The following is a 12,504-nucleotide window of genomic DNA, read 5'->3' as shown; positions in this document are numbered from 1 at the left end:
TTTGCGCAACAACCGATCAATAAGCAACCTTGAAAATGGCTGAGGAGACATCTGCTTCGACCACCTATATCGAACGCCTGGAATGCATTGTGATAGAACATATGAACCGGGAAGATTTTGATGTGGAATCCTTTGCCCAATTAGCAGGCTATAGCCGTTCTGAGCTATACCGAAAGATCAAAAAGGGCACCGGTAAATCTGTTACTCAGTTCGTAAGAGATATCAGGCTCGAAAAGGCGCTGAAATTATTAAAAGACGGCCATCTTACTGCCTCTCAGGTCGCATTCGAAGTAGGATTTAACAGCGCCACCTATTTCAATAAGTGCTTTAAGGAGAAATACGGATTCACCCCGGGAGACACCGCCTACCATCCTAATGAGATCAATGAATTACTAGGGAAGCGCTATGCGATCCAGCCTAAAGAAAAAGAAAGCCCCCGCCCTTACCTGATCGTGCTTATTGTGATGGCTTTTCTTGCCGTTGGGGCAATAGGTTTTTTTAGCAATGATCAAAAAGGCCCTGAAATTGCAGCAACTTCGTCACAAACCACCTCTATTGCGGTAATGCCTTTGTTGAACTTCACTTCTGACCCCCAGAATGATGCTTTGGCACGAGGAATAAGAGAAGAGATCATCATCGCGATCAATAATCGAGCAGACCTTATTAAGCAGCAGGATATAAGATTCATTGACCTTGATAATATGGAAGACCTTCCTCCGGAAGAACAAGGGGCAGACCTAGTGATCCAAGGGAGTCTTCAAAGTACTGCAGCTCAAGTTAAGGTTAATATTTTTTGTATCGATCCCAAAACAGCTATTCACATTTGGGATGAAAGTATCGTTATGGAATTTGACCCAAATACTCCTTTCGAAATCCAGACAGCAGTAGCTAACCGAGTGACTGCGAAGTTGAATATAAACAATGACGACTATTATCCACATAAAGATCAGGTAAACACCAGTTCAGATCTTGCAACAAAATATTACCACCAAGCTATGGAGCAAAGCTTGTCGGGTACGAGAGACTCCTGGGAAAGGGCTATTGAACTTTATCAAATGGCTATAGATGAAGATTCACTGTTTACAGAAGCTTATATCAGACTGGCAGGAGAATGGGCAAGTGGAGGTACTGTCTCGGCCTATATTCCCCAGAAACAAGCATGGAAAGCGTTTGTCCCCATTTTACGTAAAGCACTGCAAATGGATCCGGACGACCAACTGGCACTTTACACATTTAAAGACTGCCTCTTTTATTATGGACTAAATGTCAGAAGCAATTATCCGGAGCTGTCGCAGGTTAGCTTTGAAGATCACAAAACATTTAATACCGATTTCGCCACCAAAACAGGCGATTTTCAAAAAGCACACGAAGGACATTTGTTCTATAAGCAAAGATACCCTAAGATGGGGTTGGTCGATGTGCTTATGGCTATTAATTGGACCTTTCTTCAGGAGCACGAACACGCTAAGGAGATCATGAATGAAAACTACCCTATTTATAAGGATGAAATGAATTTTCTAAGGGAAGCTATCAAAGCCTATTATTTTCTGGGAGAAGAAGAAAAAATGGAAGCCGCCCTGAGTCACTATTTAACTACTTTTGAAGAACGATCTCCTATCATAAGTTGGGTAACCGCTATAGTTGCCGACAGAAATGGGGATCATGAAACTCGTAATGCGCAGCTTGTCGCGCTTGATCAAGCCTACAGCAATGAGGAGTCTGGCAGCCCTGCCTGGTTCCTTGCCCTCTATGCCGCCTATGAAGACGATTATGATAAGTGTCTGGACTGGCTTGAACGCTCTTATGAGGCGAGAGAGGTTGAAATGACCTGGCTCGCCCAGGAACCCGATCTGTCGCCTCTCGGGTCGTCAGAGCGATACCAGGCTTTACTGGATAGCATGAATTTCCCCCAAAGCGCAAGAACCCATGTGATCAATGCCACTAAGTTAGTGAAACAGTGAGGCAGTGACACCCTCCTTCGCTAAAGCTTCGGAGGATGACACGGTTATACGAGAATTTAGTACTTACAACACCCTGATTCAAAATTTTTTATCTATAATCCCTCTTTATTCTTTTCTCTTGGTTCTTGGCTCTTGGCTCTTGATGATGTTCAATAACTTTCCCGACATTCAAAAAAAGAACGTTCCCCTTCCACTTAATTAAGGGAAGGTGGTCAAGCTCGTAGCTTGACCGGAAGGGGTCCTTTCCCCATTCCCAAATTAACCCTCTATCTCCTACATTTTGGCTCTTTTGAGCCCTCAGTTAACACTTGAAATATTTTTTTCAATCCTTAAAAGCATTTTTATAATACTTCGCAACGACCGTTAAATGTTTGGCAACGGGGTTGCTACACTTCACCTGTTCTGTTTCTGCATCTTTGCCCCGAACCATTTATCAGATCATTATGAAAACATTCATCATCAGCGCACTGGCAGTATTCTCCTTTGGGATACTCAGCGCACAGGAAACGACAGTAACACTGGAAGACGTAACGGTAACTTCAAAGAACTCTAAATTCATCAAAGCCATGCAGGACGATAACACGCCGCAGATGGCTCTTGAATTACAGGCAAAAGCAGCGAATTACGATCTTATTGAGAGTGAATTCTATCGCGGCAGTACGAAAAGTGAGTATCACATTGAATTTAAGTGTAAAAGAGGCTCTATGTATACCACGTACAACAGCAAGGGCGAGATCACAAGGTGTATGGAAAAGTATACCGATGTGTTATTGCCGGAATCCATTATAGATAAGATCCTTGAGCAGTACCAAGGTTGGGATGTTAAGAACAGTCAGTACTCTTCATTGTATAAAAAGAACAAATTGAACAAGAAGAAATACAGGATCTTACTTACCAATGGCGATCAAAACAAGGTCATTGAGATCGACCTTGAAGATATGCTCAAATAAAAAGGTCGTGAAATAACGAACATCAAGCCAACCAATGGCATGCCTGACAGGCCGTGAATGTTAATGTTTTAAGATTCCCGGCCTTTGTATGGGGTACGATCTATCAAGTATCACCAAATCACAGTATTAATTAACTATCTACTAAGACTATTCTTAATCTTTTACGATTTCGGTAATATTTTACCCAAATCCCCCCTGAAAATTATGAGTTTTATGCCATGCTATTCGGGCAATAATATGCAAATTTGTAGGCATACTTAAAATTCGTAATTGACTATCTGGATCTATGAAAAAACACAACTTTAGTGCAGGTCCCTGCATTCTTCCCCAAACGGTTTTTGAACAGGCATCTCAAGCCATACTTGACCTTGATGGTATCGGTTTATCGATCCTGGAGATCTCCCACCGCAGTAAGGAATTTATCGCGATCATGGAAGAAGCTCAGGCTCTGGCGCTTGAGTTGCTCGGATTGGAAGGCAAGGGATATAAGGCCCTCTTTCTTCAGGGGGGTGCCAGCATGCAATTTCTCAATGTAGCCTATAATCTTCTAGAAAATAAAGCAGCTTATCTCAATACCGGAACCTGGGCAGCCAAGGCCATAAAAGAAGCCAGACTCCTGGGAGAGGTGGTAGAGGTTGCGTCGTCTAAAGACGCGAATTTCAATTACATCCCTAAAGGGTATACTATCCCTGAAGATGCCGATTATTTTCACTGCACGACCAATAATACGATCTTCGGGACGCAGATCAAAGAGTTTCCGGATACCCATGTGCCTATGATGGCCGATATGAGTTCTGATATTTTCTCCAGAGCCATCGACAATTCAAAATTCTCCATTATCTATGCCGGAGCCCAGAAAAATATGGGGCCTGCGGGAACAACTCTGGTGGTGATCAAAGAAGATGTTCTGGGAAAAGTATCAAGAACACTTCCATCCATGCTCGATTACCGTCAGCATATGGATAAGGACAGCATGTTCAATACCCCTCCGGTATTTGCCGTCTACACCTCTATGCTTAACCTGCGCTGGCTTAAAGGCCTCGGAGGCGTAAAGGCTATTGAAGAGCGCAACAACAATAAAGCAGAGATCATCTATACAGAGATCGACCGCAATCCGCTTTTCAAAGGATTTGCAGCAAAGGAAGATCGCTCAATGATGAACGCTACTTTTAACCTTGCCGACGAATCGGTAAAGCCTGTTTTCGACAAATTGGTGGCAGAAGCCGGCATCAGTGGTATTAACGGTCACCGCAGCGTAGGAGGATATCGCGCATCGATGTACAATGCCATGGATGTAGATAGCGTACAACTGCTTGCAGATGTAATGCAAGACCTTGAAAAGAAAGCATAACCCCGAATTACAAACGGAAAGAGAATAAAATCATGAAAATATTAGCTAACGACGGAATTTCTGCCAGTGGCGAAAAAGCCCTGCAGGATGCCGGATTCGAAGTGATCACCACTAAAGTAGCTCAGGAACAACTCGAAAATTACATTAACGAACACGAGGTAGGTGTGATCCTGGTACGCAGTGCCACTAAAGTACGCAAAGAACTTATAGACGCCTGCCCAAGCCTTAAGATCATAGGCCGCGGAGGAGTGGGTATGGACAACATCGACGTTGATTATGCCCGCAGCAAAGGCCTGCACGTGATCAACACACCGGCCGCTTCATCGTCATCGGTAGCCGAATTGGTTTTTGCACACCTTTTCGGAGGCGTGCGATTCCTTCACGACGCCAACAGAAATATGCCACTGGAAGGGGAAAGTAAATTTGGCACCCTCAAAAAAGCATACGCCGGAGGCTCCGAATTACGCGGTAAGACCATGGGGATTATTGGGATCGGACGTATCGGACAAGAAACTGCGAAGATCGCCCTCGGTCTCGGGATGAAGGTCATCGCTTATGATCCGTTTATCGAAGCGGTTACGATCACGCTCCCTTTCTTTGACGGCCAAACCGTTGACTTCAACATCAATACCGTTTCTAAGGAAGAAGTCCTTAAAGAGTCTGATTTTATCAGTCTTCACGTTCCTGCTCAAAAGGAATATGTGATCGGTAAAAAGGAATTTGAACTCATGAAGAATACAGCAGGACTCATCAATGCCGCTCGAGGCGGAGTTATTGATGAAGTGGCCATGGTCGAAGCGCTGGACAACGAACAGCTCGCCTTCGCAGGCCTTGATGTATTCGAAAATGAGCCTACTCCGGCTATCAGAGTATTAATGCACCCCAAGGTGTCTTTAACTCCTCATATTGGTGCTGCTACAGCAGAAGCACAGGATCGTATCGGGGTTGAACTTGCCGATCAGATCTCAGCACTTCTGAAATAAGACGACTTTCATCTATTTTTAAAAAAGTCTCTCTGCTAAAGGGAGACTTTTTTTGTATCTTAATGCTTGATTATCAACAATTTAAAAAAATCAACACACAATGGATGGATTAATGAGTCTCTTAAACAGCGACATGGGCAAGCAACTGGTTAATGGTTTAAGTAATGAAGCCGGAGTAGACACCAGTAAAGCTGCAGATCTGATCGGGATGGCCATGCCACTGATCATGGCAGGGATGAAGAAAAAAGCAGCTAATCCGCAAACTGCTGAAGGTTTGTTAAATGCTGCGCGCTCTGACCGGCATGATGGAAGTATTTTAGATAACCTGGGAAGCCTTTTCAGTGGAGGAGTGAATCCGGAGGTACTTCAGGATGGTGCCGGAATTTTAGGCCACGTATTTGGCGACAAGGAGCCTGAAGTTAAGAATGCTCTTAGTCAGCGTTCGGGACTGGATGCAGGCACTATCGGCAAAACCTTAATGACCCTTGCCCCTATTGCATTAGGTCTTTTAGGGAAGCAAACGAGGCAGAACAACATTAGTTCTCCTAACGACCTGAGCTCCATGCTCGGAAGTATGCTGGGCGGACAACCCGGACAGAACAGAGATATGATCACGAGCCTCCTCGATGCCGATGGCGATGGTAGCGTATTAGACGATGTAAGCGATATGCTCGCAGGTGGAAAGAACAAAGGAGGCCTTGCAGGAATGCTGGGGAGCCTTTTCGGAAAATGATCCATCTTTTCATAGCAACAAAAAGTCTGCAGAGGAAACTGCAGACTTTTTACTATATTTAAGGGAGCAAATGTGTTATTAACCGATGAAAATATTCCTTACCATCTTAGGTTTGACCCTTACATTGGTGGCATGTTCGGGCAGCAAGAACAGCACTGAAAACCAACCCCTTAACATCACCGAAGAAGAACAAGCGATCTTTAATTCGGGTAAACAAGATACGGTTCGCATTGCGAACGAAGACGTTGAATACGAGATCATTATTCTTGAACCCGGGTTCAACACCTGGTTAAACACCGTTGCTACACCCAGAAAGTATTTCGAACAAAGTTGGCTGGAAAGCCGCAATCGCGTACTGGTTGCGAATTGGAATCTCAGGGCGCAACAGACCAATCGCAAAGATCCTGAACTCTATATTTTCCCTATAGACTATGATCAGCGTATCAATTACGGTTACGAGGTCAACTATTTACTCTACAATTATTTTGTATTTTTTCAGCGAAAGTACAATCAGCGCCTGGGGCCTTTTTATCCACGGATAAATTAGTATATATTTGCGCCCTGAAAACAAAATCACATGAAGAAGCTAAAAGAACGTTGGGGTATTGATTCAAATTTTCAGTTGGTGGTCATCTTGGTGGTCTTCGCCATTACCGGCTCTACAGCAACGAAACTTGCCAGCCCCGTTACCGACTATATCGGCATGGACCCTGCAACGACCAGCGGATGGATCTACTGGCCGGTAAGGATCTTTCTGATCTTTCCGATCTATCAGGTGCTTTTAGTGTTTTTTGGTTGGCTATTCGGTCAATTCGCTTTCTTTTGGAATTTTGAGAAGAAAATGCTTAACCGTATGGGCATTAAGATCAAGTAGCACGCTTTTTCAGGTACTTATCTTTTTTGAGTAGATGAACGTAAACCCACATTAAAGTAAATGTGGGAATAAAATCCATCCCGGGGATCAGTTCCTCCAGGAACCCTATAAATCCTCCTATCCTACCCGCTCTGTCGGGATACATACGCGTGATCAAAAATCCTGATATGGGCGCCCAGACAAAATCGGCCGTTTCCCCTATTCCGGGAAAGAAATAAGATGCCATTCCCACCAGGTCAAGCGCAATACTCAAAACCAATTTTCCGTATTTCATGCATCAAGTATACGGTTTTTTAAAAAGATAAAGGTAGTAACGAAACGATCAGGTCAGGTCTGAACTGATGAGTTTCAGGAATTCGTTCCTCGTTTCGATCTCCTTGAACTGTCCGCGGAAACCTGAAGTTGTAGTTACCGAATTTTGTTTTTGAACGCCACGCATCATCATACACATATGAGAAGCCTCAATGACCACAGCCACACCTTTGGGTTTCAGGGTCTGATTTATACATTCCAGAATATCGTGTGTAAGGCGTTCCTGCACCTGTAATCTTCTGGCGAAGACATCTACGATACGTGGCAGCTTACTAAGTCCTACGATGTGTCCATCGGGAATGTAGGCAATGTGCGCCTTACCGAAGAAAGGCAGAATATGATGCTCGCAAAGCGAATACAATTCAATATCCTTAACGATCACCATCTCGTTATAGCTCTCTTTGAACATAGCACTTTTTAGGATGGCGGAAGCGTCTTGGTAGTATCCCTGAGTAAGGAATTGCATAGCCTTGGCCGCCCTTTCAGGGGTTTTCTCAAGGCCTTCCCGGCTTGTGTCTTCTCCAAGTTCCTGGATGATCTGACGGTAACGGTCTCTTACCTCATCGGTGATCTTGATATTGTATTCCTCGAAGGTTTTATATGGCATTTTTGGTCTTTAGTTTATGTGAATAATACTGTTTTAATTTCTTTATTTTCGGATCGATGATCACTCTGCAATACGGTTGCTCCCTGTGCAAGGCGTAATAATCCTGATGGTACTCTTCGGCAGCGTAAAAGGGACCTGCTGCTGTAATTTCCGTGACTATAGGGTCATCAAACACTTTCTCTTCGGTGAGGAGTTCAATAAAAGCCTGTGCCTGTTCCCGCTGCTCAGGGGTGGTATAAAAGATACCTGAACGGTATTGCGTTCCCATATCATTGCCCTGCCTGTTAAGGGTTGTCGGATCATGGGTTGCAAAGAACACCTCTAATAACCCCCTGAAACTCACCACTTCAGGGTCAAAGGTGATCTTGACCGCCTCTGCATGACCGGTACGGCCGGTACAGATCTCCCTGTATGCCGGATTCTTGATTAGTCCGCCGGTGTACCCGGAGATCACTGAGTTCACTCCTTCGATCTGCTCAAACACCGCCTCTGTACACCAGAAGCAACCACCTGCTAAATATGCCGTCTCCATCATTATTCTGTTCACATTTCGGTTAATCCTTAAACATGTTTAACAAAAGTATCAATTTATTAAACAATGGTTTTGTTCTTTAACGATTATTTTAGAAGAATACCCGAGAACCGAACTCCCCCCTTACCTGTTTGCGTGTTTACCCCTTAATCCGTACTTTTCGCATTCATTCTGAATAAAGCTATGATAAAGGCCGTAAATATTCATAAAACCTATGGTGAGCTTGAGGTGCTCAAGGGTGTCGACATTGAGATCAAAAAGGGAGAGGTCGTTTCTATTGTGGGCGCTTCCGGTGCCGGTAAAACTACCCTATTGCAGATCCTTGGAACCCTGGATACACCGGACAAGCTTAAAGACACGGCCATTATCATTAATAACACCAGGGTTCATGAATTAAAAGATAAGGCCATGGCCAGGTTCAGAAATGAGCATATTGGTTTTATATTTCAGTTTCATCAGCTGTTACCGGAATTCACTTCCCTGGAGAATGTATGTATCCCCGCATTCATTAAGAACACATCGCGCGAAAAGGCCGAAGCCCGTGCCAGGGAGCTCCTTGGATTTTTGGGACTCTCACACCGTCTTGACCACAAACCCGGTGCCTTATCGGGTGGCGAACAGCAAAGAGTTGCCGTGGCAAGAGCCCTGATGAATAATCCGGATATTGTTTTTGCCGACGAACCCAGTGGAAACCTTGACTCTGAGAGTGCTGAACGCCTGCACAACCTGTTCTTTGAGCTTCGCGATCGCTTTGGACAAACCTTTGTGATCGTTACGCACAACGAAGACCTTGCTAATATGGCCGACAGGAAATTGGTAATGGTCGACGGACAGATCGTGAACGAGGAGGTTGAAAGCCTGCAAAACTCCTGATGATGCTTCCTCCCGGTGAACTCAAAGCCTTTCTTGATGAAAAGGCCGACCAATACAATAACCCGGAATTTATTACCACAGACCCTGTACAGATCATTCACAGGTACCGGGATAAGGAAGATATAGAGATCTCCGGATTCCTTACCGCCACCATTGCATGGGGTAATCGTAAAAGCATTATCAATAATGCGAACCGCATGATGGAACTTTTAGGAAACAGTCCGTACGATTTTATCATGTCGCACCAGGAGGAGGATCTCGATCGTTTTGAAAATTTTGTACACCGTACCTATAATGCCGAAGACCTCAGACATTTTATTCGCGGATTAAAGTACCTTTACGAGAATTATGGCGGATTAGAAGGAGTGTTCGCTGCCCATAGCAATGCACCAAGATTACAGGAAGCTATAGGCGACCTCAAAACAAAATTCTTTGAGATCCCTCATCTACCGCGTACCGAAAAACACGTTTCGGACCCCCGAAAAGGATCATCGGCAAAACGTATCAATATGTTTCTTCGGTGGATGGCACGAAAGGATAATAAAGGGGTTGATGCGGGGATCTGGAGGTCGGTCTCCCCTGCCCAGCTATCCTGTCCGCTGGATGTCCACTCCGGCAATGTAGCCCGTAAATTGGGGCTTTTAAAAAGAAAACAGAATGACGCCAGGGCACTCGAGGAGCTGGATAACGCACTTAGAAAAATGGACCCGAACGATCCGGTAAAATATGACTTTGCCCTTTTTGGGCTCGGTGTTTTCGAAAAATTCTAAGAGAACGATCAGGCCTCCGGGAGTCACCAACCCCAGATCACTTAGTCCACAACTGCAATTTACCTGCCTTTACCCTAGTTAAATACAGCCATTGCATACCGCTTTGAATAAATGAAATAGTGCATGCAATACAGAATAACTATGGGTCTTCTTTTCCGGAGCAGAACTTTATTTTTATTTTTAAGCAAAAATCAACTACAATCAAGATGAGAAAAATTACATTGAGCCTTTGGCTCTTTTGCCTGTGTGCATGTACTGCATTTGCACAAGCCCTCGAACTACCAACCGACACCTTGATAACCACAAGTCATTCGGTAACCATTCAGGGTCAAAAAGTGGCCTACAATGCCGCAACAGGAACCCAGCCGGTATGGAATGATGAAGGCGAGGTTATTGCCACCTTATTTCACACTTATTATTATCGTACAGATATCAAGGACCGCGCTTCGCGTCCGCTTCTGATCTCGTTTAACGGAGGTCCGGGTTCGGCATCGGTTTGGATGCACCTGGCCTACACAGGTCCGAAGGTGCTAAATATCGATGACGAGGGATACCCATTACAGCCCTATGGTGTCAAAGACAATCCAAACTCTATTCTCGATGTAGCCGATATTGTTTATGTAAACCCGGTAAATACAGGGTATTCGAGAATGGTACCGGGTAAAGACGGTAAAATGCCTGAGAGAGAGCAGTTTTTTGGTGTTAACGAAGACATTAGTTACCTCTCTGACTGGATCAACACCTTTGTCTCCCGCCACAACAGATGGAGAAGCCCAAAATACATTATTGGAGAGAGCTACGGAGGTACCCGCGTTGCCGGATTGGCACTGGAACTTCAGAACAGTGAGTGGATGTACCTGAACGGAGTGATCATGGTTTCTCCGGCAGATTACCAGGTATTGCGTCGCGGTGGCCCGGTTGCCGAAGCGCTAAACACCCCTTATTATACAGCAGCTGCCTGGCATCATAAAGCTTTGGATAATGCGCTACAAAGTAAAGACCTGACCGATGTGCTTCCTGAATCGGAAGATTTCACGATCAATGAATTGATCCCGGCATTGGCAAAGGGCGGATTCCTTCCGCAGGAAGAAAGAGTTAAGATCGCAGAGAAGATGGCTCGTCTTACCGGGATATCTGCAAAAGTGATCCTGCAACACAACCTGTCGGTTCCCAACCAATTCTTCTGGAAAGAATTGCTCAGAGATGAAGGGTATACGGTAGGAAGACTGGATTCCCGATACCTCGGAATTGATAAGAGCGACGCCGGTACTGCTCCCGATTACAGCGCCGAACTTACTTCGTGGTTGCATTCCTTTACTCCTGCCATTAATTATTACCTCAGAAAAGAGCTTGGTTTTGCTACCGATCTCAAATACAATGTTTTCGGACCCGTACATCCGTGGAACAATGATAAGGACAACACCCGGGACAACCTTCGTCAGGCTATGGCTCAGAATCCATATCTTAATGTATTCTACCAGGCAGGGTATTACGATGGTGCCACCACTTATTTCAATACGAAATACAGCATGTGGCAATTGGACCCGGCGGGAAAAATGAAAGACCGTCTTAGCTTTGAAGGGTATCGCAGCGGACATATGATGTATCTCCGTGCAGAAGACCTTAAAAAGGCCAACGACGATCTGCGCGCGTTCATTTCACGTACTGCTGCCCAAGGTAAGGCTGCGAGATATGAGCGATAAGAAAAAGGCATACCAATACGGGTTCGTCCTCGGAGGAGGGGGAGCCCGTGGGTTTGCTCATTTGGGGGCGATCAAAGCCCTTCAGGAAAAGGGGATCACACCCGACATCATTTCCGGGGTTAGTGCCGGCGCCATAGCCGGAGCGTTTATCGCTGCCGGAAAAACTCCTGAAGAGACCCTGGACCTTATGAAGAAGTTAAACATAAGGGACATCACCAACTTCCAAATGCCTACCACAGGCATTCTTAATCTCGATAAACTGGGCTCCCTGATCCGAACCCATCTCGGCGAGACCGACCTTAGGGACCTTCCGACCCCCCTGATCATTGCAGCAACCGATATCCTCAATGGAAGTCCGGTATATTTCAGAGAGGGCAACCTCGCCTCTATTGTCCAGGCATCTGCTTCGATCCCTGTGCTGTTCTCTCCCGTTAAGATCAACGATCTGTATTATGTAGACGGTGGCGTGTTCAGTAATATTCCGTTAGAACCATTACGAAATGAATGCCGGAAAACTATAGTGATCAATATTAGTCCGATGGCCCGTAGCAAGGAACTCGGCAATATTGCCTCTATTGCTGCGCGAACCTTCCAGCTAAGTGTCAATGCCTCGAACAGGTTCGCCGAGCATGAATGCGATCTCTATATCGATCCACCCAGTTTGGCGAGCTACCCGATCTTTGATACCCAGCGTGCAGATGAACTCTTCCAGATCGGTTATAACCACGTGATGAACATGGACCTCGGAGCCTTCACTGAACCCCCACGAACGTGGTTTCAAAAACTCATATCCCGGTTCTGAAAAGTATGAGGTGCTGTAGATTAATAATCTTATATTTGAACATACACTTTAGG

General features: G+C 45.1%; 14 protein-coding genes. 11 read left to right on the top strand and 3 right to left on the bottom strand.

Annotation, left to right across the window (positions count from 1 at the left end):
- Positions 1-35 precede the first annotated feature (35 nt).
- The 7 genes from IS446_RS11775 (at position 36) to IS446_RS11745 (ending at position 6,852) form a co-directional block, all read left to right on the top strand.
- Complete coding sequence (locus tag IS446_RS11775) at positions 36-1,961, top strand: helix-turn-helix domain-containing protein (RefSeq protein WP_203060946.1); 1,926 nt, start codon at positions 36-38, stop codon at positions 1,959-1,961.
- A gap of 443 nt (positions 1,962-2,404) precedes the next feature.
- Positions 2,405-2,911, top strand: a complete 507-nt coding sequence (locus IS446_RS11770; RefSeq protein ID WP_203060945.1) for a hypothetical protein — start codon at positions 2,405-2,407, stop codon at positions 2,909-2,911.
- A gap of 286 nt (positions 2,912-3,197) precedes the next feature.
- On the top strand, positions 3,198-4,262 hold the full coding sequence (gene serC / locus IS446_RS11765; protein WP_203060944.1) for a 3-phosphoserine/phosphohydroxythreonine transaminase: 1,065 nt from the start codon (positions 3,198-3,200) through the stop codon (positions 4,260-4,262).
- A gap of 32 nt (positions 4,263-4,294) precedes the next feature.
- On the top strand, positions 4,295-5,245 hold the full coding sequence (locus tag IS446_RS11760; RefSeq protein WP_203060943.1) for a D-2-hydroxyacid dehydrogenase: 951 nt from the start codon (positions 4,295-4,297) through the stop codon (positions 5,243-5,245).
- 100 nt (positions 5,246-5,345) lie between these two features.
- Positions 5,346-5,978: a DUF937 domain-containing protein gene (locus tag IS446_RS11755; protein WP_203060942.1), complete on the top strand. Its 633-nt coding sequence runs from the start codon at positions 5,346-5,348 to the stop codon at positions 5,976-5,978.
- 85 nt (positions 5,979-6,063) lie between these two features.
- A complete protein-coding gene (locus tag IS446_RS11750; protein ID WP_203060941.1) occupies positions 6,064-6,525 on the top strand; it encodes a DUF6146 family protein in 462 nt (153 codons plus the stop codon).
- A gap of 30 nt (positions 6,526-6,555) precedes the next feature.
- Positions 6,556-6,852 carry a DUF6787 family protein gene (locus tag IS446_RS11745; protein ID WP_203060940.1) on the top strand — a complete coding sequence of 99 codons (297 nt, stop codon included), beginning with the start codon at positions 6,556-6,558 and terminating at the stop codon, positions 6,850-6,852.
- Here the strand turns inward: IS446_RS11745 and IS446_RS11740 are convergent.
- From IS446_RS11740 to msrA, 3 genes are read right to left on the bottom strand one after another with little or no spacing between them, the layout of a single operon-like run.
- Positions 6,845-7,126 (bottom strand): hypothetical protein, encoded by a 282-nt coding sequence (locus tag IS446_RS11740; protein ID WP_203060939.1) that lies wholly within the window; start codon positions 7,124-7,126, stop codon positions 6,845-6,847. The genes IS446_RS11745 and IS446_RS11740 overlap by 8 nt on opposite strands.
- 48 nt (positions 7,127-7,174) lie before the next feature.
- The gene (gene folE, locus IS446_RS11735; protein ID WP_203060938.1) at positions 7,175-7,771 is read right to left on the bottom strand and encodes a GTP cyclohydrolase I FolE; all 597 of its coding nucleotides are present in this window, start codon (positions 7,769-7,771) and stop codon (positions 7,175-7,177) included.
- Positions 7,761-8,306, bottom strand: a complete 546-nt coding sequence (msrA, locus tag IS446_RS11730; RefSeq protein WP_203061176.1) for a peptide-methionine (S)-S-oxide reductase MsrA — start codon at positions 8,304-8,306, stop codon at positions 7,761-7,763. Before msrA ends, folE begins: the two co-directional genes overlap by 11 nt.
- A gap of 180 nt (positions 8,307-8,486) precedes the next feature.
- Between msrA and IS446_RS11725 the strand changes: the two genes are divergently transcribed.
- From IS446_RS11725 to IS446_RS11710, 4 genes are all read left to right on the top strand, one after another.
- Positions 8,487-9,176, top strand: coding sequence for an ABC transporter ATP-binding protein (locus IS446_RS11725; RefSeq protein ID WP_203060937.1), 690 nt, complete (start codon positions 8,487-8,489; stop codon positions 9,174-9,176).
- A gap of 2 nt (positions 9,177-9,178) precedes the next feature.
- A complete protein-coding gene (locus IS446_RS11720; RefSeq protein WP_203061175.1) occupies positions 9,179-9,946 on the top strand; it encodes a TIGR02757 family protein in 768 nt (255 codons plus the stop codon).
- A gap of 206 nt (positions 9,947-10,152) precedes the next feature.
- Positions 10,153-11,649: a S10 family peptidase gene (locus IS446_RS11715; protein WP_203060936.1), complete on the top strand. Its 1,497-nt coding sequence runs from the start codon at positions 10,153-10,155 to the stop codon at positions 11,647-11,649.
- Positions 11,639-12,451: a patatin-like phospholipase family protein gene (locus IS446_RS11710; RefSeq protein ID WP_203060934.1), complete on the top strand. Its 813-nt coding sequence runs from the start codon at positions 11,639-11,641 to the stop codon at positions 12,449-12,451. The genes IS446_RS11715 and IS446_RS11710 overlap by 11 nt, the downstream gene beginning before the upstream one ends.
- The last annotated feature ends 53 nt before the right edge of the window (positions 12,452-12,504 follow it).

It is taken from the genome of Robertkochia sediminum (assembly GCF_016786255.1).
GTDB lineage: Bacteria > Bacteroidota > Bacteroidia > Flavobacteriales > Flavobacteriaceae > Robertkochia > Robertkochia sediminum.
This window is presented reverse-complemented; position numbering and strand designations above follow the sequence as displayed.

Bases quoted from the DNA above. Each gene is read 5' to 3' on its own strand.
- IS446_RS11720 (WP_203061175.1), top strand. From the start codon at position 9,179: ATGCTTCCTCCCGGTGAACTCAAAGCCTTTCTTGATGAAAAGGCCGAC.
- IS446_RS11710 (WP_203060934.1), top strand. From the start codon at position 11,639: ATGAGCGATAAGAAAAAGGCATACCAATACGGGTTCGTCCTCGGAGGA.
- IS446_RS11725 (WP_203060937.1), top strand. From the start codon at position 8,487: ATGATAAAGGCCGTAAATATTCATAAAACCTATGGTGAGCTTGAGGTG.
- serC (WP_203060944.1), top strand. From the start codon at position 3,198: ATGAAAAAACACAACTTTAGTGCAGGTCCCTGCATTCTTCCCCAAACG.
- IS446_RS11745 (WP_203060940.1), top strand. From the start codon at position 6,556: ATGAAGAAGCTAAAAGAACGTTGGGGTATTGATTCAAATTTTCAGTTG.
- IS446_RS11755 (WP_203060942.1), top strand. From the start codon at position 5,346: ATGGATGGATTAATGAGTCTCTTAAACAGCGACATGGGCAAGCAACTG.
- IS446_RS11770 (WP_203060945.1), top strand. From the start codon at position 2,405: ATGAAAACATTCATCATCAGCGCACTGGCAGTATTCTCCTTTGGGATA.
- IS446_RS11750 (WP_203060941.1), top strand. From the start codon at position 6,064: ATGAAAATATTCCTTACCATCTTAGGTTTGACCCTTACATTGGTGGCA.
- IS446_RS11715 (WP_203060936.1), top strand. From the start codon at position 10,153: ATGAGAAAAATTACATTGAGCCTTTGGCTCTTTTGCCTGTGTGCATGT.
- IS446_RS11775 (WP_203060946.1), top strand. From the start codon at position 36: ATGGCTGAGGAGACATCTGCTTCGACCACCTATATCGAACGCCTGGAA.
- IS446_RS11760 (WP_203060943.1), top strand. From the start codon at position 4,295: ATGAAAATATTAGCTAACGACGGAATTTCTGCCAGTGGCGAAAAAGCC.
- msrA (WP_203061176.1), bottom strand. From the start codon at position 8,306: ATGATGGAGACGGCATATTTAGCAGGTGGTTGCTTCTGGTGTACAGAG.
- folE (WP_203060938.1), bottom strand. From the start codon at position 7,771: ATGCCATATAAAACCTTCGAGGAATACAATATCAAGATCACCGATGAG.
- IS446_RS11740 (WP_203060939.1), bottom strand. From the start codon at position 7,126: ATGAAATACGGAAAATTGGTTTTGAGTATTGCGCTTGACCTGGTGGGA.